22 protein-coding genes are annotated in these 21,964 nt (G+C 55.3%); 18 read left to right on the top strand and 4 right to left on the bottom strand.

Features of this window, described 5'->3' with window-relative positions:
• Window positions 1-114 precede the first annotated feature (114 nt).
• From OVA10_RS06905 to queE, 3 genes are all read left to right on the top strand, one after another.
• On the top strand, window positions 115-1,671 hold the full coding sequence (locus OVA10_RS06905) for a PTS transporter subunit EIIC (protein ID WP_102105453.1): 1,557 nt from the start codon (window positions 115-117) through the stop codon (window positions 1,669-1,671).
• Entirely contained in the window at window positions 1,671-2,360 is a 690-nt protein-coding gene (locus OVA10_RS06910; RefSeq protein ID WP_248859081.1) for an N-acetylmannosamine-6-phosphate 2-epimerase, read from the top strand. Before OVA10_RS06905 ends, OVA10_RS06910 begins: the two co-directional genes overlap by 1 nt.
• Window positions 2,361-2,432: 72 nt before the next feature.
• Window positions 2,433-3,104, top strand: coding sequence for a 7-carboxy-7-deazaguanine synthase QueE (gene queE / locus OVA10_RS06915; RefSeq protein WP_102105451.1), 672 nt, complete (start codon window positions 2,433-2,435; stop codon window positions 3,102-3,104).
• Window positions 3,105-3,138: 34 nt separating this feature from the next.
• Here the strand turns inward: queE and queD are convergent, their stop codons facing one another.
• Entirely contained in the window at window positions 3,139-3,504 is a 366-nt protein-coding gene (gene queD, locus OVA10_RS06920; protein WP_181826777.1) for a 6-carboxytetrahydropterin synthase QueD, read from the bottom strand.
• Between the two features lie 309 nt (window positions 3,505-3,813).
• Here queD and cysJ point away from each other — a divergent pair, with 309 nt between their 5' ends.
• From cysJ to cysH, 3 genes are all read left to right on the top strand, one after another.
• Window positions 3,814-5,619, top strand: a complete 1,806-nt coding sequence (gene cysJ, locus OVA10_RS06925) for an NADPH-dependent assimilatory sulfite reductase flavoprotein subunit (protein ID WP_268195665.1) — start codon at window positions 3,814-3,816, stop codon at window positions 5,617-5,619.
• The gene (gene cysI / locus OVA10_RS06930; protein WP_123428672.1) at window positions 5,619-7,331 is read left to right on the top strand and encodes an assimilatory sulfite reductase (NADPH) hemoprotein subunit; all 1,713 of its coding nucleotides are present in this window, start codon (window positions 5,619-5,621) and stop codon (window positions 7,329-7,331) included. The genes cysJ and cysI overlap by 1 nt, the downstream gene beginning before the upstream one ends.
• A gap of 69 nt (window positions 7,332-7,400) precedes the next feature.
• On the top strand, window positions 7,401-8,135 hold the full coding sequence (gene cysH, locus OVA10_RS06935) for a phosphoadenosine phosphosulfate reductase (RefSeq protein WP_268195666.1): 735 nt from the start codon (window positions 7,401-7,403) through the stop codon (window positions 8,133-8,135).
• Window positions 8,136-8,269: 134 nt separating this feature from the next.
• Here cysH and OVA10_RS06940 read toward each other — a convergent pair whose 3' ends face one another.
• Window positions 8,270-9,178 (bottom strand): AraC family transcriptional regulator, encoded by a 909-nt coding sequence (locus OVA10_RS06940; RefSeq protein ID WP_268195667.1) that lies wholly within the window; start codon window positions 9,176-9,178, stop codon window positions 8,270-8,272.
• 187 nt (window positions 9,179-9,365) lie between these two features.
• Between OVA10_RS06940 and OVA10_RS06945 the strand changes: the two genes are divergently transcribed.
• Window positions 9,366-10,460, top strand: coding sequence for an NADH:flavin oxidoreductase/NADH oxidase (locus tag OVA10_RS06945; RefSeq protein ID WP_268195668.1), 1,095 nt, complete (start codon window positions 9,366-9,368; stop codon window positions 10,458-10,460).
• A gap of 406 nt (window positions 10,461-10,866) precedes the next feature.
• Here the strand turns inward: OVA10_RS06945 and cspG are convergent, their stop codons facing one another.
• Both cspG and OVA10_RS06955 read right to left on the bottom strand, forming a co-directional pair.
• Window positions 10,867-11,079 (bottom strand): cold shock protein CspG, encoded by a 213-nt coding sequence (cspG, locus tag OVA10_RS06950; protein ID WP_100779129.1) that lies wholly within the window; start codon window positions 11,077-11,079, stop codon window positions 10,867-10,869.
• A gap of 828 nt (window positions 11,080-11,907) precedes the next feature.
• Window positions 11,908-12,951 (bottom strand): aminopeptidase, encoded by a 1,044-nt coding sequence (locus OVA10_RS06955; protein ID WP_100779130.1) that lies wholly within the window; start codon window positions 12,949-12,951, stop codon window positions 11,908-11,910.
• A gap of 240 nt (window positions 12,952-13,191) precedes the next feature.
• Between OVA10_RS06955 and cysG the strand changes: the two genes are divergently transcribed.
• The 11 genes from cysG to OVA10_RS07010 all read left to right on the top strand — a co-directional run bounded on the left by cysG (window position 13,192) and on the right by OVA10_RS07010 (window position 21,900).
• Complete coding sequence (gene cysG, locus OVA10_RS06960; RefSeq protein ID WP_268195669.1) at window positions 13,192-14,550, top strand: siroheme synthase CysG; 1,359 nt, start codon at window positions 13,192-13,194, stop codon at window positions 14,548-14,550.
• A gap of 9 nt (window positions 14,551-14,559) precedes the next feature.
• A complete protein-coding gene (cysD, locus tag OVA10_RS06965) occupies window positions 14,560-15,468 on the top strand; it encodes a sulfate adenylyltransferase subunit CysD (protein ID WP_095283121.1) in 909 nt (302 codons plus the stop codon).
• 9 nt (window positions 15,469-15,477) lie between these two features.
• Window positions 15,478-16,905: a sulfate adenylyltransferase subunit CysN gene (gene cysN / locus OVA10_RS06970; protein WP_100779132.1), complete on the top strand. Its 1,428-nt coding sequence runs from the start codon at window positions 15,478-15,480 to the stop codon at window positions 16,903-16,905.
• The gene (gene cysC, locus OVA10_RS06975; protein WP_100779133.1) at window positions 16,905-17,510 is read left to right on the top strand and encodes an adenylyl-sulfate kinase; all 606 of its coding nucleotides are present in this window, start codon (window positions 16,905-16,907) and stop codon (window positions 17,508-17,510) included. Before cysN ends, cysC begins: the two co-directional genes overlap by 1 nt.
• A 59-nt stretch (window positions 17,511-17,569) precedes the next feature.
• The gene (locus OVA10_RS06980; protein ID WP_100779134.1) at window positions 17,570-17,893 is read left to right on the top strand and encodes a DUF3561 family protein; all 324 of its coding nucleotides are present in this window, start codon (window positions 17,570-17,572) and stop codon (window positions 17,891-17,893) included.
• 78 nt (window positions 17,894-17,971) lie between these two features.
• Complete coding sequence (gene ftsB / locus OVA10_RS06985) at window positions 17,972-18,283, top strand: cell division protein FtsB (protein ID WP_100779135.1); 312 nt, start codon at window positions 17,972-17,974, stop codon at window positions 18,281-18,283.
• Window positions 18,284-18,302: 19 nt separating this feature from the next.
• Window positions 18,303-19,013: a 2-C-methyl-D-erythritol 4-phosphate cytidylyltransferase gene (gene ispD, locus OVA10_RS06990; RefSeq protein WP_107702939.1), complete on the top strand. Its 711-nt coding sequence runs from the start codon at window positions 18,303-18,305 to the stop codon at window positions 19,011-19,013.
• Window positions 19,013-19,492, top strand: a complete 480-nt coding sequence (gene ispF, locus OVA10_RS06995; RefSeq protein WP_017457714.1) for a 2-C-methyl-D-erythritol 2,4-cyclodiphosphate synthase — start codon at window positions 19,013-19,015, stop codon at window positions 19,490-19,492. Before ispD ends, ispF begins: the two co-directional genes overlap by 1 nt.
• Complete coding sequence (gene truD / locus OVA10_RS07000; RefSeq protein ID WP_123428685.1) at window positions 19,489-20,538, top strand: tRNA pseudouridine(13) synthase TruD; 1,050 nt, start codon at window positions 19,489-19,491, stop codon at window positions 20,536-20,538. Before ispF ends, truD begins: the two co-directional genes overlap by 4 nt.
• Entirely contained in the window at window positions 20,519-21,280 is a 762-nt protein-coding gene (gene surE, locus OVA10_RS07005; protein ID WP_100779138.1) for a 5'/3'-nucleotidase SurE, read from the top strand. Before truD ends, surE begins: the two co-directional genes overlap by 20 nt.
• Window positions 21,274-21,900: a protein-L-isoaspartate(D-aspartate) O-methyltransferase gene (locus OVA10_RS07010; RefSeq protein WP_100779139.1), complete on the top strand. Its 627-nt coding sequence runs from the start codon at window positions 21,274-21,276 to the stop codon at window positions 21,898-21,900. The genes surE and OVA10_RS07010 overlap by 7 nt, the downstream gene beginning before the upstream one ends.
• The last annotated feature ends 64 nt before the right edge of the window (window positions 21,901-21,964 follow it).

Below are 21,964 nucleotides of genomic sequence, written 5' to 3' on the forward strand. Positions count from 1 at the left end.
AGATGCCAGTCATTTTAAAAAAGTATGATCCGCTTCCCGATCTTTGGTGATAATTTTCAGTTTATATAATTTGTATGGTAAAAATTTTCATCATTACTCGGGGGAAGTGAAAATATGATGCAGATGTTTAGTGGTGCCTCTTCAGGGGCGTGGTTTGAAAAGGCGCAGCGGTTCGGTAAATCGTTCATGCTGCCGATAGCGGTATTGCCCGCGGCGGGCTTGCTGCTGGGAATTGGCGGGGCGTTGTCCAACCCCAATACGCTGACGGCATATCCGTTCCTGGATGTCGGCTGGCTTCAGGCCATCTTTACCATCATGAGTAGCGCCGGATCGATTGTCTTTGCCAACCTCTCGGTGCTGTTTGCGGTGGGTGTTGCGGTCGGGCTGGCGAAAACGGATAAAGGCACCGCCGGGCTTGCGGCGCTGCTCGCATTCCTGGTGATGAATGCCACCATCAATGCGCTGCTGATCCTCACCGGTACGTTGGCCCATGAAAATCCCGGCGCGGTGGGACAGGGAATGACGCTCGGGATCCAGACGCTGGAAACCGGCGTCTTTGGCGGCGTGGTGATTGGCCTGGTGACCTGCACGCTACACCATCGCTTTAATAAAATCGCTCTGCCGCAGTTCCTCGGCTTCTTCGGCGGCTCCCGCTTTGTGCCGATTATTAGTTCGCTGGCGGCGATTGTGGTCGGTGCGCTGATGACGGTTGTGTGGCCTCATTTCCAGAAAATGATATTTGGGCTGGGCGGGCTGGTGGACGCGACGGGTTATCTCGGCACGTTTTTGTACGGTTTTATCCTGCGCATGCTCGGCCCGTTTGGTCTACACCATATCTTCTATCTGCCGTTCTGGACAACCGCACTGGGCGGGAGTGAAATCGTCAATGGCCAGCTGGTGGAAGGCACGCAGCGTATCTTCTTTGCGCAGCTCGCCGATCCGAATACCCAGCAGTTTTATATCGGCACCTCGCGCTTCATGTCCGGGCGCTTTATCACCATGATGTTCGGCCTGCTGGGCGCCTGTCTGGCGATGTACCACACGGCTAAACCGGAGAACAAAAAGCGCGTGGCCGGGCTGCTGCTCTCGGCGGCGCTGACCTCCTTCCTGACCGGGATCACCGAGCCGATTGAGTTCTCATTCCTTTTTGTCGCGCCGGTGTTATACGTCATCCATGCGTTCTTTGATGGGCTGGCGTTCATGATCGCCCATATTCTGCACATCACCATCGGGCAGACTTTCTCGGGTGGTTTTATCGATTTCATCCTGTTTGGCGTCCTGCAGGGCGAAGCCAAAACCCACTGGATGTACGTCCCGCTGGTCGGCGTTCCGTGGTTCTTCCTCTACTACTTCACCTTCCGTTACCTGATTAACCGTTTCCGGTTCGCCACGCCGGGCCGTGAGAAAGAGGCCGTGGTTGAGAGTGCGCTTCCACAAAGCGAACGCGCAGCGGCGGTGATTGCAGGATTAGGCGGTCGGGAAAATCTGGAAGAGGTGGACTGCTGCGCCACGCGTCTGCGCGTCACCGTGAAGGATGGCGGCAAGGTCAACGAAGCGGCGCTAAAAGCGACCGGCGCGCGCGGGGTGATTGTGCGCGGGAACGGCGTTCAGGTGATTTACGGTCCACACGTCACCATCATTAAAAACGAAGTCGAAGAGAGTTTAGCGTAATGAAAACGATACTGGATGTATTGAAAGGCAAATTGATCGTCTCCTGTCAGGCACTGGAAAATGAACCGCTGCATAGCCCGTTTATCATGTCACGCATGGCGCTGGCGGCGGCGCAGGGAGGGGCGGTCGCTATTCGCGCCAACAGCGTGGTGGATATCGCGGCTATCCAGGCGAGCGTCTCTTTACCGGTGATAGGCATCATTAAGCGTGATTATCCGGACAGTGAGGTGTTTATCACCGCCACCATGAAAGAAATCGACGAACTGATGACGGTGACACCGGAAATTATCGCCCTCGACGCCACCGCGCGCCCGCGTCCGAACGGAGAGACGCTGGCCGATCTCGTCGCACAGATTCGTGCGCGTTATCCCTCCCTGCTGCTGATGGCGGATATCGCCACCGTTGCCGAGGCCAAAAAGGCGCAGGATTTGGGCTTCGACTGCGTGGGCACCACCCTCCACGGCTACACGGCGCAGACGGCAGGTCAGTCTCTGCCGGATAATGACTGCGCCTTTTTACGCGACGTCCTTGCGGCCGTGACGGTGCCGGTGGTGGCTGAAGGGAATGTCGACACGCCAGAACGGGCCGCACGATGCCTGGCCCTGGGCGCGCATACCGTGGTGGTGGGTGGTGCAATCACCCGTCCTCAGCAGATTACGGCGCGCTTTGTGGCGGCGATTGAGGCGTAAAGCACCGATCGGGCATGATACTTAGGCGGGGATCTGCGATACTTAACGTTTATCCCCTTAACTGAGATGACTATGCAGTACCCGATTAACGAGATGTTCCAGACCCTGCAAGGCGAGGGTTACTTCACCGGCGTTCCTGCTATTTTTATTCGTTTACAGGGATGCCCGGTCGGCTGTGCCTGGTGTGATACCAAACATACGTGGGATAAACTCGCAGATCGGGAAGTGTCGCTGTTTAGTATTCTGGCAAAAACCAAAGAGAGCGATAAATGGGGTGCCGGGAGTGCCGAAGATCTGCTGGCGATCATTGGCCGTCAGGGTTGGACCGCGCGCCACATCGTGATTACCGGTGGTGAACCCTGCATCCACGATTTAATGCCGCTCACGGAGCTGCTGGAGAAGAACGGCTACAGCTGCCAGATCGAAACCAGCGGTACCCATGAAGTCAGATGCTCGCACTCGACCTGGGTGACCGTATCACCAAAAGTGAATATGCGCGGCGGATATGACGTGCTCTCTCAGGCGCTGGAGCGCGCGGATGAGATTAAACACCCGGTAGGGCGCGTGCGTGACATTGAAGCGCTGGATGAACTGCTGGCGACGCTGACGGATGAAAAGCAGCGCATTATCGCCCTGCAGCCAATCAGTCAGAAAGAGGACGCCACCCGGCTATGCATCGAAACCTGTATCGCGCGTAACTGGCGTTTGTCGATGCAGACGCATAAGTATCTGAATATTGCCTGATATAAAAAAGCCCGGATATCCGGGCTTTTTTGTCTTACTCGCCGCGATAAACGCAGCCCGCTGTACAGGTCTCTTTGATCATCACCGAGCTCAGCAGGGGAACCAGTGGCTTCATCTGATCCCAGATCCATTTCGCCAGCACTTCGCTGGTGGGATTTTCAAGCCCCGGAATATCGTTCAGGTAGTAGTGATCCAGACGATCGTAGGTCGGCTTGAAGGCGGCTTTCAGCTCGGAAAAGTCCATGATCCAGCCAGTATGCGGATCGACTTCACCGGTAATTTCAAGACGCACCATGAACGAGTGTCCGTGCAGACGACCGCATTTATGTCCCTCAGGAACGTGCGGCAGGCGATGGGCGGCTTCGAAGATGAAATCTTTAAACAGTGTGGTGGACATCATGTGCTCTCAGTAATACGAATGCGGAAAAAACCGCCGCATAGTACCGGAAAGACCCTTTTTTAGCATTAACTAAAACGGCCCTTGTCCCGGATGAGAGATTTTCTCATCGCTTATACTCATTAAATTTAAGAAATTCAGTGGCTTGCTTTATCGGTTTTAATGTTAAGAACCATGACTAAAAGCGGTTAGTTCTTTTGGTTATTTATTATTTCCATCCCTTCTTTAATTGTTATTATCCCCGCCGTTAACCTTATCTCTAGTTTGGTCTTTTTGCATAAATTCCGCTTTGCTACTGGAACATAACAACGCATGACAACACAGGCCCCACCTTCGAATTTGCTTCCCCTGAACCCGGAGCAACTGGCGCGCCTCCAGGCGGCCACCACCGATTTTTCACCTGTTCAGCTTGCCTGGGTCTCCGGCTATTTCTGGGGGATGCTCAATCAACAACCTGGGGCTGTTGTCACCGCAGCGCCTGCCGCCGTTGAAATCCCGGCGATAACACTTATCTCTGCCTCGCAGACCGGCAACGCCCGGCGCGTGGCGGAAGCACTGCGCGACGATCTGCTGGCCGCCCAACTGAACGTGAACCTGGTCAACGCCGTGGATTATAAATTCAAACAAATCGCGTCAGAAAAACTGTTGGTTGTGGTTGCCTCCACGCAGGGCGAAGGCGAACCGGCCGAAGAAGCGGTCGCGCTGCATAAATTCCTGTTCTCGAAAAAAGCGCCAAAACTCGATGGCACCGCGTTTGCCGTCTTTGGCCTTGGCGATACCTCGTACGAATTCTTCTGCCAGTCCGGCAAAGATTTTGACAATAAGCTCGCGGAACTGGGCGCTGAGCGCCTGCTGGATCGCGTCGACGCTGACGTAGAATACCAGCCTGCCGCCGCTGAATGGCGCGCGCGCATGGTGGAAGTGCTGAAAGCTCGCGTGCCGAAAGACTCCCCCGCGCAGGCCGTTGCAACGGCATCGGGTGTGGTTAACCAGGTACTGACCAGCCCTTACACCAAAGAAGAACCGCTGACGGCGAGCCTGTCTGTGAACCAGAAAATCACCGGCCGCGACTCCGAAAAAGACGTGCGCCACATCGAAATCGATCTGGGTGATTCCGGTTTACGCTACCAGCCCGGCGATGCGCTCGGCGTCTGGTATCAGAACGATCCGCTGCTGGTCAAAGAGCTGGTGGAGCTGCTGTGGCTGAAAGGCACTGAACCTGTCACCGTGGACGGCAAATCCCTGCCGCTCTCCGAGGCGCTGCAGTGGCACTTTGAACTGACGGTCAATACCGCCAATATCGTTGAGAACTACGCCACGCTGACGCGCAGCGAAACCCTGCTGCCTTTGGTGGGTGATAAAGCCAAACTGCAGCAGTACGCCGCGACCACGCCGATTGTGGATATGGTGCGTTTCGCGCCCGCGCAGCTGGATGCAGAGGCGCTCATCGGCTTGCTGCGTCCGTTGACGCCGCGCCTCTACTCGATCGCCTCATCACAGGCCGAAGTGGAAAGCGAAGTGCACATCACCGTCGGCGCGGTGCGTTATGAAATCGAAGGCCGCGCCCGCGCGGGTGGGGCATCCAGCTTCCTCGCCGATCGTGTGGAAGAAGAGGGCGAAGTGCGGGTGTTCATCGAGCACAACGACAACTTCCGCCTCCCGGCCAACCCGGAAACGCCGGTGATCATGATTGGTCCTGGCACCGGCATCGCCCCGTTCCGCGCCTTCCTTCAGCAGCGCGCGGCAGATGAAGCGCCGGGCAAAAACTGGCTGTTCTTCGGCAACCCGCACTTTACCGAAGATTTCCTTTACCAGGTTGAGTGGCAACGTTACGTCAAAGAGGGCGTGCTGAACCGCATCGATCTGGCCTGGTCCCGTGACCAGCAACAAAAAATATACGTACAAGACAAACTGCGCGAACAGGGCGCAGAGCTGTGGCGCTGGATCAATGACGGTGCCCATCTTTATGTCTGTGGCGACGCAAATCGCATGGCGAAAGACGTCGAGCAGGCTTTGCTGGAAGTGATTGCCGAATTCGGTGGTATGGATGCCGAAACGGCGGACGAATTTTTAAGTGAGCTGCGCGTAGAGCGCCGTTATCAGCGAGATGTCTACTAATGAGCGAAAAACACCCTGGCCCACTGGTGGTCGAAGGCAAACTGACGGACGCCGAGCGCATGAAGGTAGAGAGCAACTACCTGCGCGGCACCATTGCCGAAGATTTAAATGACGGTCTGACCGGCGGTTTCAACGGAGACAACTTTCTGCTGATCCGCTTCCACGGCATGTACCAGCAGGACGACCGCGATATTCGCGCCGAGCGTGCCGAGCAAAAGCTGGAGCCGCGTCACGCGATGCTGCTGCGCTGTCGTCTGCCGGGTGGGGTGATCACCACCCAACAGTGGCAGGCGATTGATAAATTTGCTCATGACAACACGATCTACGGCAGCATTCGTCTGACCAACCGTCAGACCTTCCAGTTCCACGGCATTCTGAAGAAGAACGTGAAGCCGGTTCACCAGATGCTGCACTCCGTAGGCCTGGACGCGCTGGCGACGGCCAACGACATGAACCGTAACGTGCTCTGCACCTCGAACCCGTTCGAGTCTGAGCTGCATGCGGAAGCTTACGAATGGGCGAAAAAGATCTCTGAGCATCTGCTGCCGCGCACCCGCGCTTATGCAGAGATCTGGCTCGATCAGGAAAAGGTCGCGACCACCGACGAGGAGCCGATCCTCGGCCAGACCTATCTGCCACGTAAATTCAAAACGACCGTGGTGATCCCGCCGCAGAACGATATCGATCTTCACGCCAACGACATGAACTTCGTGGCGATTGCCGAGAACGGAAAGCTGGTGGGCTTTAACCTGCTGGTGGGCGGGGGTCTGTCGATTGAGCACGGCAACAAGAAAACCTACGCCCGCACGGCGAGCGAGTTTGGTTATCTGCCGCTGGAGCACACCCTGGCGGTGGCGGAAGCGGTAGTCACGACCCAGCGCGACTGGGGCAACCGTACGGATCGTAAAAACGCGAAGACCAAATACACCCTTGAGCGCGTCGGCGTTGAGACGTTTAAAGCGGAAGTGGAGCGTCGCGCAGGGATCAAATTTGAGCCAATCCGACCGTATGAGTTCACCGGTCGCGGCGATCGTATCGGCTGGGTAAAAGGCATCGACAATAAATGGCACCTGACGCTGTTTATCGAGAATGGCCGTATTCTGGATTATCCAGGCCGTCCGCTGAAAACCGGTTTGCTGGAAATTGCTAAGATCCATAAAGGCGAGTTCCGCATCACCGCGAACCAGAACCTGATCATTGCCGGCGTGCCGGAAAGTCAGAAAGCGAAGATCGAGAAGCTGGCGCGTGAGCATACGCTGATGGATGCGGTTAAACCGCAGCGTGAAAACTCTATGGCCTGCGTCTCCTTCCCGACCTGTCCGCTGGCGATGGCTGAGGCCGAACGCTTCCTGCCCTCTTTCACCGACAAAGTGGAAGCGGTGCTGGAGAAACACGGTATCGGCGACGAACACATTGTGATGCGAGTGACGGGCTGCCCGAACGGCTGTGGCCGCGCGATGCTGGCGGAGCTGGGGCTGGTGGGTAAAGCGCCGGGCCGCTACAACGTCCATCTTGGCGGGAATCGCAGCGGGACGCGCATTCCGCGTATGTATCGCGAAAACATTACCGAGCCAGAAATTCTCGATTCCATCGATGAACTGGTCGGACGCTGGGCGAAAGAGCGCGAAGCGGGTGAAGGCTTCGGCGACTTTACCGTACGCGCGGGCATTATTCGCCCGGTGCTCGATCCAGCGCGAGATTTCTGGGAGTAATCCTGATCGCCCGGTGGCGCGAGCCTGATAAGCGAAGCGCCATGAGGCAAGGCAAACAGTGAGGAACTTATGTCCAGACTCGATCTAAACGCCCTAAACGATCTGCCCAAAGTGGAACGTATCCTGGCGCTGGCGGAAACGAACGCCATGCTTGAAAAACGCGATGCGCAGGGCCGCGTCGCGTGGGCGCTGGAAAATTTGCCGGGCGACTATGTGCTCTCGTCGAGCTTTGGCATTCAGGCGGCGGTGAGTTTACATCTGGTGAATCAGATCCGCCCGGACATTCCGGTGATCCTCACCGATACCGGCTATCTGTTTCCGGAAACCTATCAGTTTATTGATGAGCTGACGGATAAGCTCCAGCTGAATCTTAAGGTCTATCGCGCTGAGCAGAGCGCAGCGTGGCAGGAAGCGCGCTACGGCAAACTGTGGGAGCAGGGTGTTGAGGGCATTGAGAAATACAATGAGATCAACAAAGTTGAGCCGATGAACCGGGCGCTCAGCGAGCTGAATGCGAAAACCTGGTTTGCCGGTCTGCGCCGCGAGCAGTCCGGCAGCCGGGCCAGTCTGCCGGTACTTGGGATCCAGCGCGGCGTATTTAAAGTCCTGCCGATTATCGACTGGGATAACCGCACCATTTATCAGTATCTGCAGCAGCACGGGCTGAAATACCATCCCCTGTGGGATCAGGGCTACCTGTCGGTGGGCGACACCCACACCACCCGCAAATGGGAGCCAGGAATGGCGGAAGAAGAGACGCGATTCTTTGGGCTTAAGCGTGAGTGCGGGTTGCACGAAGGCTGATTCACCGGTCCGCTGTCATATGCCTCTGCTTGTCACGAGCAGGGGCTTTTTTTATTGCGAGACGCATTCCGTAAAGGATGACTGCGTACAGAGGAGACGTAAGAATCCTTATAAATAGCTGCTGAGAGGGATTTTTACTGACTTATTTCTCCACGCAGGCGTCTGATATCACGTTGCGGCGACTCACCAAACTCCCTGCTGTACTCGCGGCTGAACTGGGACGCACTCTCATAGCCCACTTTTACCGCCGCGCTCACCGCGTCAAGGTGGCTGTTCAGCATATGCTGTCGTGCCTCCTGAAGTCTGAGCTTCTTGATAAACTGTAGCGGGCTCATCCCTGTCACTGACCTGAAATGGTGACGAAAAGATGACGTGCTCATTGACGAACGGGAAGCCAGTTCATCTATGCTGACAGGCTGTGTGAAATGTTGTTTAAGCCAGGCAACAGCAGCGGAAATTTGTTGCCCAAGTGAACCCGGTGATGCGATGTGACGAAGCGCACTACCATAGGGGCCCGTCAGCAGTCGAATGATGATCTCCTGCTGTATGAGCGGGGCAAGATGCTGAATTAAACGTGGTTCGTCATTCAGTGACAGCAGCCTTCTCAACGTATCAGCGAGGCCCGCATCAAGCTCGTTAACGGCCAGCGGATCAAAGCCCGGCGATTTTGCGGCTGGTCGAAACGGGATCATCGCCGCCGTCTGCATCACAGCAGCGGGTTCGATCGTGACCATCATCCCCAGGAACGGTGCGGATGCTGTCGCCGTCGCAACATGGGACACGACGGGAAGCTCAAGTGTGGTGAGCAGTGTTTGCCCGGCCTGGTAGCCAGTCACTTTTCCTCCCAGCACCAATTCCTTACTGCCCTGAATTACTACACCCAACCCAATGCCATAGATACAGTGAACGGGAGTAGTCGGCGCATTTCGTCGATGTACCGATAACGACGGAACAGCTGTTGTGAAATCGCCATCGTATTGTGCAATCTCGCTAATTTTCTCAGCAAGCATTTTAAGGTTTTGTTCTACCGAAAAGTCCTGCATTTATCAGCCCTGAAACATCAAATGACTCACTGGCAATGTAATAATCAAAATATCACCTATGGATGAAAATAACCTAAAAAAAGAAAAGTAAATCATTTCAGGCAAGGATTGTGGCGAAGTGAGTAAGCCATCTTCCCGCTTTGTAGTGAATAATAGCTCTAATATGTTCCTGCTTATGGAGTGCCTTATGACAGGTTTATTTTCTTCCTTTTCCCTAAAAGATATTACGTTACGTAATCGGATCGCCGTTTCTCCCATGTGTCAGTACCAGGCTGTCGATGGCTTTATCAATGACTGGCACAGTACCCATTATTCTATGCTCGCACGTGGAGGTGCGGGTCTCGTTGTCGTTGAAGCCACGGCGGTAGCACCAGAGGGCCGAATTACGCCGGGTGATGTCGGATTATGGAGTGATGAACACACTGCGGGGCTGTCGTCCATTACTGCAGCAATTAAGACAGGCGGGGCAGTCGCAGGGATTCAGCTCGCCCATGCGGGGCGTAAAGCGGGCTGTACGCCACCATGGCAGGGTGGCGCACCTTTAGATCGTGAAGATGCACAGGCGTGGGTACCCGTCGGACCTTCCGCTGTTCCCTTTGTACCCGGGGATGACTATATTCCCCGTGAAATGACAAAAAACGATATTCGACAAACTCAGCAGGACTTTGCCCGTGCGGCAGAGCGGGCCTGTCAGGCAGGTTTTCAGTGGCTGGAATTGCATTTTGCCCATGGTTTCCTGGCACAAAGTTTTCTTTCCCCACAGTCAAATACCCGTTCAGATGAATATGGCGGTTCTCTTGAGGGGCGTGCCCGCTTCTTACTGGAGACAGTGGCTGAAGTCCGCAAGTTCTGGCCTGATAATTTCCCCTTAACGGTACGCCTCGGAGTGGTGGAATTTGATGATTGTCCTGAACATTCTTTCAGCGAATCACTCACGGTAATCGGCTGGCTGAAGGATGCCGGTGTGGATTTTGTTGATGTGGGTCTTTCTCTGACAACGCCAGGTGAGAACATCCCGTGGGCGGCAAACTTTATGATCCCATGGGCCGCACGTGTTCGCCGGGAGAAAAATATTCCTGTCGGAACAAGCTGGATGATTACGCAGGCTAAAGAAGCGAATGAATTCATACAGGACGGTAAAGTTGATGTGATCTTTTTCGCCCGTACATTGCTGGCTAATCCGCACTGGCCATATCACGCGGCGCGGGAGCTTGAAATAACCGCCCCGCACGCTGTGTTACCTACACCCTATGCGTACTGGTTACAAAACTGGTCCGAATGACCATAGCAGGTGCGTCGTTCCGGCCAGTAGCCTTTCCTCACTAGGGGATTCGCGCTGATATTGAAACCGTAATTAAGCGCAGAATGATATGAGTCAGCCAAACCCCCGTCCTGCATAACGTATTGAAAGCATAAGCACTTTCAGTCGATGAGGGACACGAAATATCAACCGTCTCCGTGAAAACTATGCTGCTTTAGAGATCCAGTTTACCGTTATTGTGGCTACGGCTAATCGGGTTGAAAAAACGTCAGGTGGTATTGAATTCCCGGGTTCCATTTTTCAGGTGGACCCGCTATGCCTGAAACATAAAAAAACCCGCTCAAGGCGGGTTTTTTTATCACGTTAACTTATCTGCTCAGGCTGATGCCGTCATCGCTGTCGTAAGTATTCGTGTCATTATCAGCTATTACAGCGTGATAACGTTGGCAGCTGCAGGGCCTTTGGCACCATTCTCAATTGAGAACTCAACCTTCTGCCCTTCATCTAGTGTTTTGTAATCGTTGCTCTGGATAGCAGAAAAATGTACGAATACATCTTTGCTACCGTCTTCTGGCGAAATGAAGCCGAAGCCTTTTTCAGAGTTAAACCATTTTACTAAACCAGTCATTTTATTAGACATATTTACTTCCTTAAATTTTCTTGAGCCACACGCGGTGGCAAACATGGCCTGCTTGCAGATGAGGACTTATTGGGCACTTAGGAGGAGGCTCATGCAGAAGAGTATCTAAGGAACACGCTTGAAATGAGGACTGCTTTACTAAAACTGCTTTCATAAGGTCTGTATGCCAAACCGATGACGCATAGTGGGCGCATATGACTTGATAAGCAAGATTATTTTTGTCAGTAATCTGTTGGGGAAATTTACAATTCAAAAGGGCAGTCATCTTAAAAGCCCTGACCATTACAGACAGGGCTTTTAAGATACTACAGACTTCTGATTTAACATTAATGGGCTTAATAAAGTGATACTGCTATTTATACTGCTTTTAAATGTACCCGTTCACTTCAGATAATATTTGGCATTATTACTAAAAAGCCTCCCACTATTTATTGTACCAATCTTCTGGAAACGTCCGCTGCACGTCCTGAAACATTCGACACGTTTTATGGCCTAAGTAGGGGCGGTTTTCGCGCTTCGAGCGCCAGCAACTCTTTCTCCTCATCGTAACGGCTTGTGTTCGTCCAGCAGCGGTAAATGACTTTTTTCAGACATAACATCCTCGGGAGAGTGTAGGAAGGGTGTTAATTCATCAAAGTTATTGCTGAGGCAGAAAAGTCAGCAACCATCGGAATGGAAGATACGGTTGCAGAATTGATTATTTAGACAGGCAGGAAACAAAAAAGAGCCCGTATATCACATGGGCTCTTTCTTTAATGCCTCGGCTATTCTGTCCAACTTTTTGGGGGGCGGCACATGACCTCATGCCCCCATTCTTTCGCTTTCCGTTTACGCTTTACCCGCTTTCGTCAACTCTTTCACCAGCGGCAGCATCACTTTCACCACGTCACGGCTGCGGTGCTCAATGCGCTGAGGCAGCACTTTATCAATGTGCTGCTGGTTATCCAGTCTCACATCGTGCCAGCTGGTGCCATCCGGGAAGGCTTTCGATTTAGCGCGCTGCTGATAGCCGTTTTTGTCCCCTAAGTTCCAGTTCGTCGCCTCGACGTACAACACGGGAATACCCGCTTTATCAAACACTTCGCCGTCGCTACAGCAGCCGGTGCCTTTTGGGTAAGCCGGATTACGCCCAGGATTGACTGCCGCCAGAATACCGTGGCTGCGGGCAATGGCCAGCGCGCGGTCGCGCGTCAGTTTGCGAACAGAGTTGGGGGTGCTTTTGCCGCTGTTGAAATAGAGCTTATCGCCGACGATCAGGTTATCGAGATTGATCACCAGCAGGGTATTTTTCTTTTCCGCCGCGCTCATGCGGTTGAGCAGGTTCTCCGCCCCGAGTTTGCCTTCCTCTTCGCCGCTGGTGGCGACAAAGCGGATCCCGTACTGGGTCGGAACATCTTTCATGCGTTCGGCCAGCTCCAGCATCACGCCAAGGCCTGCCGCATTATCGTCGATACCCTGAAGGGTCAGGCCGCCGAGATTATTATCAATGTCCGCATCGCTCTGGGGGGCGAAGGTATCGAGATGCGCCATAATAATAATTTGCTGCGCCGATTTGCCTTCGTGGGCCGCGATAACCGTACTGCCGGTCACGTTATGCCAGTTTTTGCTGTTATTGCGCGACGTAAAAATGTAGCGGCTGTGGAAAGCCCGAATGTCGTTCTGGTAGCCCATCTGTGCAAACTGCTGGCGCAGATAGTCCGCCGACAGCATCTCTGCAGGCGTGCCCGTCATTCGTCCCGGAAATACCGTGGCAATATGGCGCGCCTGAGTGGATGCGATTTCACCCAAAGGTTGAGTGGTGGCCTGAGCCGGGAGGATACAGCAAACGCCGATCGCCAGGGCAGCGATACGGTGGCGCATTGCGCAAAACATAGTGAGTCCTTAAAAAATCGAACAAAATTTTAACCTGCCTAGTATGAAACTGTGACGGCGCTTACACAATTTCATTTGCTCTTAAATGCCCGTTATTTCGCAGGTTAAGCACTTTTTGATATTAGCTTTCTCAACTCGTTATTCCATTGAGTAACTACTCATTCCAATTCGTAATTTCATTCACTCTAAGCCGCCCCCTATAGTCCCACTATTCCTGTTGTTGAGACGAGTTACCGCATCGTGGACTATCTGCCGCTGTTTGCTTTATTGAAAGACCGTCCGGTGCTGGTTGTCGGGACGGGCGAAATCGCCGATCGCAAAATCGCTTTTTTACAGCGGGCCGGCGCGCAGGTGCAGAGTGTTACGGCGTCAGAATTCGATGAGTCACAGCTTGATCAGGTGGTGCTGGCCATCGCGGCGACGGACGATCCGGCGCTGAACCGTCGGGTGTTCGAGGCGGCCAATGCCCGTCATCGGCTGGTGAACGTGGTGGACGATCAGCCCTTGTGCTCGTTTATCTTCCCGTCGATTGTCGACCGTTCCCCGCTGCTGATTGCAATCTCATCCGGCGGCAACGCGCCCGTGCTGGCGCGCATGCTGCGAGAAAAGCTGGAAGCATTATTACCTGTAAGCCTCGGGCGTATGGCTGAAGTGGCGGGGGGCTTTCGGGAACGACTGAAAGCGTACCGTACCACCACCGCCCATCGCCGTCGTTTTTGGGAGAAAGCCTTTCGCGGGCGTTTTGCCAGCCTAATGGCGGCGGGAAACGAACAGGCTGCCAAACGCGAGCTGGAGGACTCCCTTCACGCTTCACATCAGCAACAGGGCGAAATTATTTTAGTCGGTGCCGGGCCGGGTGACGCCGGGCTGCTGACGCTGCGTGGTCTGCAGGTTATCCAGCAGGCCGACGTGGTCTTTTACGATCATCTGGTAAGCGACGAGGTGCGTGAGCTTATCCGTCGCGATGCCGAGCAAATCTGCGTCGGCAAACGCGCGGGCGAACACTCAGTGGCGCAGCATGAGACCAATCAGATGCTGATTGATGCCGCGAAAGCCGGGAAATCCGTGGTACGCCTAAAAGGCGGCGACCCGTTTATTTTCGGGCGCGGCGGTGAAGAGTTGCAGGCAGCCGCGCAGGCGGGCGTGCCGTTTCAGGTGGTCCCTGGGATAACGGCGGCATCGGCGGTCACCGCCTACGCCGGTATCCCGCTCACTCACCGTGATTATGCCCAGAGCGTCACCTTCGTTACCGGACACTACAAAGCAGACAGCGCGCCGTTTGACTGGGCCCAGCTGGCGCAAAGTCGTCAGACGCTGGCGATCTACATGGGCACTCTGAAAGCCGCTGACATCAGCGAACAGTTGATTCGTCATGGGCGCGATAAAGCGACGCCGGTGGCGGTGATTTCACGCGGGACACGCGTCGACCAGCACGTCGCGACCGGAACCTTACAACAACTTGCAAACCTGGCGAAAAATGCCCCCATGCCCGCCCTGATTGTGGTGGGAGAGGTGGTGGAGCTACATCAGACGCTCGCCTGGTTTCAACACAACCAACAGCAGGAGGGATTCAACTCTTCTGTGGTGAATCTGGCTTAAGGAATGGTTATGGACCAAAAACGACTTACCCACCTGCGGCAACTTGAAGCGGAAAGCATCCATATTATCCGCGAGGTGGCTGCCGAATTTTCGAACCCGGTGATGATGTACTCGATCGGGAAAGATTCCAGCGTCATGCTGCATCTGGCGCGTAAAGCGTTTTATCCGGGCACTTTGCCGTTCCCGCTGCTTCACGTGGATACTGGCTGGAAATTCCGCGAAATGTACGAGTTCCGCGACCGCACCGCCAAAGCCTACGGCTGCGAGCTGCTGGTGCACAAAAACCCGGAAGGGGTGGCGATGGGCATCAACCCGTTCGTGCACGGCAGCGCGAAACACACGGATATCATGAAAACCGAAGGGCTGAAGCAGGCTCTGAACAAATACGGTTTTGATGCGGCCTTCGGTGGCGCGCGCCGTGACGAAGAGAAATCCCGCGCCAAAGAGCGTATCTATTCTTTCCGCGACCGCTTCCATCGCTGGGACCCGAAAAACCAGCGCCCGGAGCTGTGGCACAACTACAACGGCCAGATTAATAAAGGCGAAAGCATCCGCGTCTTCCCGCTCTCCAACTGGACCGAGCTGGATATCTGGCAGTATATCTATCTGGAAAATATCGAAATCGTTCCGCTGTATCTGGCGGCAGAGCGTCCGGTGCTGGAACGCGACGGAATGCTGATGATGATCGACGACGATCGTATCGATTTGCAGCCGGGCGAAGTGATCAAAAAACAGATGGTCCGCTTCCGTACGCTGGGCTGCTGGCCGTTGACGGGCGCTGTGGAATCAAACGCACAGACGCTGCCGGAGATCATCGAAGAGATGCTGGTTTCCACCACCAGTGAGCGACAGGGGCGCATGATTGACCGCGACCAGGCAGGCTCAATGGAGCTGAAGAAACGTCAGGGTTATTTCTAAGGAGCCGCCATGAACACCACTATTGCACAACAAATTGCTGATGAAGGCGGCGTGGAAGCTTACCTGCACGCCCAGCAGCACAAAAGCCTGCTGCGCTTTCTGACCTGCGGCAGCGTCGATGACGGGAAAAGCACCCTGATTGGCCGACTGCTGCATGACACGCGACAGATTTACGAAGACCAGCTCTCCTCCCTGCACAATGACAGCAAACGTCACGGCACCCAGGGCGAAAAACTCGATCTGGCGCTGCTGGTGGATGGCCTGCAGGCTGAACGCGAGCAGGGGATTACCATCGACGTGGCGTACCGCTATTTCTCAACCGAGAAGCGCAAATTCATCATCGCCGACACCCCAGGGCATGAGCAGTACACCCGTAACATGGCCACGGGCGCATCGACCTGTGAGCTGGCGATCCTGCTGATGGACGCGCGCAAAGGCGTGCTCGATCAGACCCGCCGCCACAGCTTTATCTCCACGCTGCTCGGCATCAAACACCTGGTGGTGGCAGTCAACAAAATGGATCTGGTGAATTTCAGCGAAGAGAAATTCGAGGAGATCCGCCAGAGCTATCTGACTTTCGCCGCGCAGCTGCCGGGCAATCTGGATATTCGCTTTGTGCCGCTCTCCGCACTGGAGGGCGATAACGTGGCCTCCCAGAGCGTGAACATGCCGTGGTACAGCGGCCCGACGCTGCTGGAAGTGCTGGAAACCGTCGAAATTCAACGCCCCGTGGAAAGCCAGCCGATGCGCTTCCCGGTGCAATATGTCAACCGCCCAAACCTCGATTTCCGCGGCTTCTCCGGGACGATTGCCTCCGGCGTGGTGAAAGTTGGCCAGCGCGTGAAAGCGCTGCCGTCCGGTGTGGAATCGACCATTGCCCGTATTGTCACCTTCGACGGCGATTTGCCGGAAGCGGGCGCGGGCGAAGCGGTGACTCTGGTACTGAAGGACGAGATTGATATTAGCCGCGGTGATTTGCTGCTGGATGCGCAGGAGAGCGTGCCGGCCGTGCAAAGCGCCTCCCTGGACGTGGTGTGGATGGCGGAGCAACCGCTGACGGCGGGCCAAAGCTATGACATCAAAATCGCGGGCAAGAAAACCCGTGCGCGCGTCGATAGCATTCATTATCAGGTGGACATCAACAATCTGGCGCAGCACCAGGTTTCAGAATTGCCGCTGAACGGTATTGGACTGGTGGATCTCACTTTTGATGAGCCACTGGTGCTCGACAAATATCAGCAAAACCCGGTAACGGGCGGTCTGATCTTTATCGACAGGCTGACTAACGTCACCGTGGGTGCCGGGATGGTGCGCGAGCCGCACGAGCAGGCAACCGCAGCGCCTTCTGAATTTAGCGCCTTTGAGCTGGAGCTGAACGCGCTGGTCCGCAAACACTTCCCGCACTGGGGCGCACGCGATTTGCTGGGAGGAAAATAATGGCGCAGCACGATGAGAACGTCGTCTGGCATCCTCATCCGGTAACCGTTGCCGCGCGCGAACAACTCCACGGTCATCGTGGGGTTGTGCTGTGGTTTACCGGGCTGTCTGGCTCCGGTAAATCCACCGTGGCCGGAGCGCTGGAAGAGGCGCTGCATCAGCAGGGGGTCAGTACCTATCTGCTCGATGGCGACAACGTGCGCCACGGCCTGTGCAGCGATTTGGGATTTAGCGATGACGATCGTAAAGAGAACATTCGCCGCGTAGGGGAAGTGGCGAGCCTGATGGCTGATGCAGGGCTGGTCGTATTAACCGCCTTTATCTCGCCGCATCGCGCCGAGCGACAGATGGTGCGCGAGCGCGTGGGTCACGAGCGGTTTATCGAAGTGTTTGTCGATACGCCGCTTGCGGTGTGCGAAGCGCGCGATCCGAAAGGGCTTTACAAAAAGGCCCGTGCGGGCGAGCTGCGTAATTTCACCGGCATTGACTCGGTTTACGAAGCCCCTGAATCACCAGAGATTCACCTGGAAGGTCAACAATTGGTAACAAATTTAGTAGGCCAATTATTAGACCTGCTCAGACAGGGCGATATTATCAGATCCTGAGACGGTATCGAACGGATAGCTCGCTGCCCGTAAGATGTGTCATGGTCACAGGATCTGCTATGCGTAACAGTGAGAATTACATTATCACCACGTCGGACACCGTATCGACTGATGACGACACGACCTGGTCACTTCCTGGGGCCGTGGTCGGCTTCGTCTCGTGGTTGCTGGCGCTCGGCATCCCGTTTCTGATCTATGGCCGCAATACGCTGTTTTTCTTCCTCTACACCTGGCCGTTCTTTCTCGCGCTGATGCCCGTCGCGGTTGTGGTTGGCATTGCGCTGCACTCGCTGCTGAATGGCCGCCTGTTCTACAGCACCATTATCACCATTGCCACCGTGGTCATCATTTTCGGCCTGCTGTTTTTATGGCTGATGGGCTAACTTGCGACATAATTAAAACCCCAGAGTAGAGTCGAACGGAAAGTTATGGGATGATGATGCCGTTTTTCAGGGGGCTGGATGGGTAAATTAACACTGCTGTTGCTGGCTTTGCTGGTCTGGCTACAGTATTCGCTGTGGTTCGGTAAGAACGGTCTTCACGACTACAGTCGCGTCAATGATGACGTCACGGCACAGCAGGCAACAAACGCAAAACTCAAAGCGCGAAACGATCAACTCTTTGCCGAAATTGACGACCTCAATGGCGGGCAAGAAGCGATTGAGGAACGCGCACGCAACGAACTCAGTATGACTAAGCCGGGCGAAACTTTTTATCGTCTGGTGCCGGATGCGTCTAAACGCAGTCAGGGCTCAGCACAAAACAATCGATAATCAGGCCCAGGATTACGACATGGCAGTGACTTTTTCGGATGTATGCGCTGTGGTACCGGCAGCAGGTTTCGGTCGGCGCATGCAAACAGAGTGTCCTAAGCAGTACCTTTCCATTGGCGATAAAACGATCCTTGAACACTCCGTCGCGGCGCTGCTGGCGCACCCACGGGTGACGCGCGTCGTGATCGCCATCAGTCCGGGCGATGCCCGTTTTGCCGATCTACCGCTGGCAAATCACCCACAGATTACCGTCGTTGATGGTGGCACAGAGCGCGCCGACTCCGTTCTTGCAGGCCTTCGCGCGGCGGGTGATGCCGAGTGGGTGCTGGTACACGACGCTGCACGCCCCTGCCTGCATCAGGACGATCTGGCCCGTCTGCTTAAGCTCAGCGAAACCAGCGCCACGGGTGGCATTCTGGCCTCGCCCGTGCGCGACACCATGAAGCGCGCAGAGCCGGGCGTGCAAGCTATCGCTCATACCGTTGAGCGCGTCGATTTATGGCACGCGCTGACCCCCCAGTTTTTCCCCCGCGAACTGCTCAAAAGCTGTTTAACCCGCGCCCTCAATGAAGGCGCCACCATCACCGACGAAGCGTCGGCGCTGGAGTATTGCGGTTTTCACCCTGAGCTGATTGAGGGGCGCGCTGATAATATAAAAGTGACGCGCCCGGAAGACTTACAGCTCGCGGAATTTTATCTTACCCGTACGATCCCTCAGGAGAAGGCATAATGCGAATTGGACACGGTTTTGACGTACACGCCTTTGGCGGCGTTGGCCCGATTATCATTGGCGGCGTACGCATTCCCTTCGAGAAGGGCTTACTCGCACACTCTGATGGCGATGTTGCGCTGCATGCCTTAACCGATGCTTTGCTCGGCGCGGCGGCGCTGGGCGATATCGGTAAACTGTTCCCGGACACCGATCCGGCGTTTAAAGGCGCGGACAGCCGCGAGCTGCTGCGTGAAGCCTGGCGCCGGATTCAGGCGAAGGGCTATACCCTCGGTAATGTCGATGTGACGATCATCGCTCAGGCGCCAAAAATGCTGCCGCACATTCCGCAGATGCGCGTTTTTATCGCGGAAGATCTCGGTTGCCATATGGATGACGTTAACGTCAAAGCGACCACCACCGAGAAGCTCGGCTTTACCGGTCGCGGCGAAGGTATCGCCTGTGAGGCTGTGGCGCTGCTGGTGAAGGCGGCCAAATGATCGACTTTGCTAACCTGACGTATCTGCACGGCAAACCACAGGGAAATGGCCTGCTGAAAGCCAGCCCAGAAGATTTCGTGGTCGTGGAAGATCTCGGCTTTGAGCCGGACGGCGAAGGCGAGCATATTCTGGTGCGTATTCTGAAAAACGGCTGCAACACCCGTTTTGTGGCCGATGCGCTGGCAAAATTCCTCAAGATTCATGCCCGTGAAGTGAGCTTTGCGGGGCAAAAAGACAAACATGCGGTCACAGAACAGTGGCTGTGCGCGCGCGTGCCGGGCAATGCGATGCCTGATTTAAGCAAATTTGAGCTTGAAGGCTGTAAAGTGCTGGAGTACGCCCGCCACAAGCGCAAGCTGCGCCTGGGGGCGCTTCAGGGCAATACGTTTACTCTTGTGCTGCGTGAAGTCACAGACCGTGATGACGTCGAAAAACGTCTGACGGCCATTAACGAGCAGGGCGTGCCGAACTATTTCGGTACCCAGCGTTTCGGGATTGGCGGCAGCAATTTGCAGGGTGCGCTGCGCTGGGCGCAGAGCAATGCCCCGGTTCGCGACAGGAATAAACGCAGTTTTTGGTTGTCGGCAGCCCGCAGTGCGTTGTTTAATCAGATTGTGAGCGAACGACTGAAAAAAACGGACGCGAATCAAGTTGTTGTCGGCGATGCGCTACAATTAGCGGGACGCGGCAGTTGGTTTGTCGCCACAAGCGATGAAATGGCCGATCTGCAGGCACGCGTCGACAATAAAACGCTGCTGATTACCGCCGCGCTGCCCGGCTCGGGAGAGTGGGGAACGCAGGGCGACGCGCTGGTCGCGGAGCAGGCGGCGGTTGCAGAGGCGACAGAATTACAATCATTGCTGGTGCGGGAGAAAGTTGAAGCGGCACGCCGCGCGATGCTGCTCTATCCGCAGCAGCTAAGCTGGAACTGGTGGGATGACGTAACCGTAGAGTTACGTTTCTGGCTGCCGGCAGGGAGCTTTGCCACCAGTGTTGTCAGGGAACTAATCAATACGTCGGGTGACTATGCGAATATTGCTGAGTAACGATGATGGGATCCATGCGCCTGGAATTCAGACGCTGGCTAAACACCTTCGCGAGTTTGCCGAGGTGCAGGTTGTTGCTCCCGATCGTAACCGCAGCGGTGCCTCCAACTCATTAACGCTGGAGTCGTCCCTTCGCACTTTTACCTATGAAAACGGCGATATCGCGGTGCAAATGGGGACGCCAACGGACTGCGTTTTCCTCGGCGTGAACGCACTGATGCGCCCGCGCCCGGACGTGGTGGTCTCAGGCATCAACGCTGGCCCAAACTTGGGCGACGACGTGATCTACTCCGGAACGGTTGCAGCAGCGATGGAGGGGCGTCATCTCGGGTTCCCGGCGCTTGCGGTCTCGCTCAATGGTTACACCCATTACGATACGGCCGCTGCCGTCACCTGTTCGATCCTGCGCGCCCTCAGCCGTGAGCCGCTGCGCACCGGTCGCATTCTGAATATCAACGTGCCGGATCTGCCTCTTGCCGAGATCAAAGGTATTCGCGTGACGCGCTGTGGCAGTCGCCATCCAGCCGATCAGGTGATCCCTCAGCAAGATCCGCGCGGAAATACGCTTTACTGGATTGGTCCTCCTGGCGAGCAGTGCGACGCCGGGCCAGATACGGACTTTGCGGCCGTGGATGCAGGCTATGTGTCCGTTACGCCGCTGCACGTAGATTTAACCGCCTATAACGCGCAAGATGTGGTCTCAGGCTGGCTGGAACGTGCCGGGGTGAACACACAATGGTAAGTAAACGTGTACAAGCTCTTCTGACTCAATTACGCACTCAGGGCATCACCGACGAGCGTGTGCTTGAGGCAATCTCACAGGTTCCGCGTGAGAAATTTGTGGATGAGGCGTTTGAACACAAAGCGTGGGAAAACGTCGCTTTGCCGATCGGGCAAGGGCAGACGATTTCACAGCCGTATATGGTTGCGCGCATGACGGAGCTGCTGGAGCTGACGCCGGAATCCCGGGTGCTGGAAATCGGCACCGGTTCAGGGTATCAGACGGCAATTCTGGCCCATCTCGTCCATCACGTCTGCTCCGTCGAGCGGATTAAAGGCTTGCAGTGGCACGCCCGTCGTCGCCTTAAACAGCTTGATTTACATAACGTTTCCACTCGTCACGGCGATGGCTGGCAGGGCTGGCAGGCCCGCGCGCCGTTTGATGCCATTATCGTGACGGCAGCACCGCTTGAGATCCCGGCCGCGCTTCTGGCGCAGCTGGACGATGGCGGTATTCTCGTTTTGCCGGTGGGCGATGAACAACAGCTTCTGAAGCGTGTTTGTCGACGGGGCGGCGAGTTCATTATCGATACCGTTGAAGCCGTGCGTTTTGTGCCTCTTGTTAAGGGAGAGCTTGCCTGATACTCGGAATTTTCCAGGGTTATTCGGAAAAATTCAGCGTATGGTGTGGCGCAAAAGGTTCAAG

Source organism: Lelliottia sp. SL45 (assembly GCF_026672535.1).
Classification (GTDB): domain Bacteria; phylum Pseudomonadota; class Gammaproteobacteria; order Enterobacterales; family Enterobacteriaceae; genus Enterobacter; species Enterobacter nimipressuralis.

Coding starts and splice junctions, on each gene's coding strand:
- OVA10_RS06905 (WP_102105453.1), top strand. CDS start 115: ATGATGCAGATGTTTAGTGGTGCCTCTTCAGGGGCGTGGTTTGAAAAG.
- OVA10_RS06910 (WP_248859081.1), top strand. CDS start 1,671: ATGAAAACGATACTGGATGTATTGAAAGGCAAATTGATCGTCTCCTGT.
- queE (WP_102105451.1), top strand. CDS start 2,433: ATGCAGTACCCGATTAACGAGATGTTCCAGACCCTGCAAGGCGAGGGT.
- queD (WP_181826777.1), bottom strand. CDS start 3,504: ATGATGTCCACCACACTGTTTAAAGATTTCATCTTCGAAGCCGCCCAT.
- cysJ (WP_268195665.1), top strand. CDS start 3,814: ATGACAACACAGGCCCCACCTTCGAATTTGCTTCCCCTGAACCCGGAG.
- cysI (WP_123428672.1), top strand. CDS start 5,619: ATGAGCGAAAAACACCCTGGCCCACTGGTGGTCGAAGGCAAACTGACG.
- cysH (WP_268195666.1), top strand. CDS start 7,401: ATGTCCAGACTCGATCTAAACGCCCTAAACGATCTGCCCAAAGTGGAA.
- OVA10_RS06940 (WP_268195667.1), bottom strand. CDS start 9,178: ATGCAGGACTTTTCGGTAGAACAAAACCTTAAAATGCTTGCTGAGAAA.
- OVA10_RS06945 (WP_268195668.1), top strand. CDS start 9,366: ATGACAGGTTTATTTTCTTCCTTTTCCCTAAAAGATATTACGTTACGT.
- cspG (WP_100779129.1), bottom strand. CDS start 11,079: ATGTCTAATAAAATGACTGGTTTAGTAAAATGGTTTAACTCTGAAAAA.
- OVA10_RS06955 (WP_100779130.1), bottom strand. CDS start 12,951: ATGTTTTGCGCAATGCGCCACCGTATCGCTGCCCTGGCGATCGGCGTT.
- cysD (WP_095283121.1), top strand. CDS start 14,560: ATGGACCAAAAACGACTTACCCACCTGCGGCAACTTGAAGCGGAAAGC.
- cysN (WP_100779132.1), top strand. CDS start 15,478: ATGAACACCACTATTGCACAACAAATTGCTGATGAAGGCGGCGTGGAA.
- cysC (WP_100779133.1), top strand. CDS start 16,905: ATGGCGCAGCACGATGAGAACGTCGTCTGGCATCCTCATCCGGTAACC.
- OVA10_RS06980 (WP_100779134.1), top strand. CDS start 17,570: ATGCGTAACAGTGAGAATTACATTATCACCACGTCGGACACCGTATCG.
- ftsB (WP_100779135.1), top strand. CDS start 17,972: ATGGGTAAATTAACACTGCTGTTGCTGGCTTTGCTGGTCTGGCTACAG.
- ispD (WP_107702939.1), top strand. CDS start 18,303: ATGGCAGTGACTTTTTCGGATGTATGCGCTGTGGTACCGGCAGCAGGT.
- ispF (WP_017457714.1), top strand. CDS start 19,013: ATGCGAATTGGACACGGTTTTGACGTACACGCCTTTGGCGGCGTTGGC.
- truD (WP_123428685.1), top strand. CDS start 19,489: ATGATCGACTTTGCTAACCTGACGTATCTGCACGGCAAACCACAGGGA.
- surE (WP_100779138.1), top strand. CDS start 20,519: ATGCGAATATTGCTGAGTAACGATGATGGGATCCATGCGCCTGGAATT.
- OVA10_RS07010 (WP_100779139.1), top strand. CDS start 21,274: ATGGTAAGTAAACGTGTACAAGCTCTTCTGACTCAATTACGCACTCAG.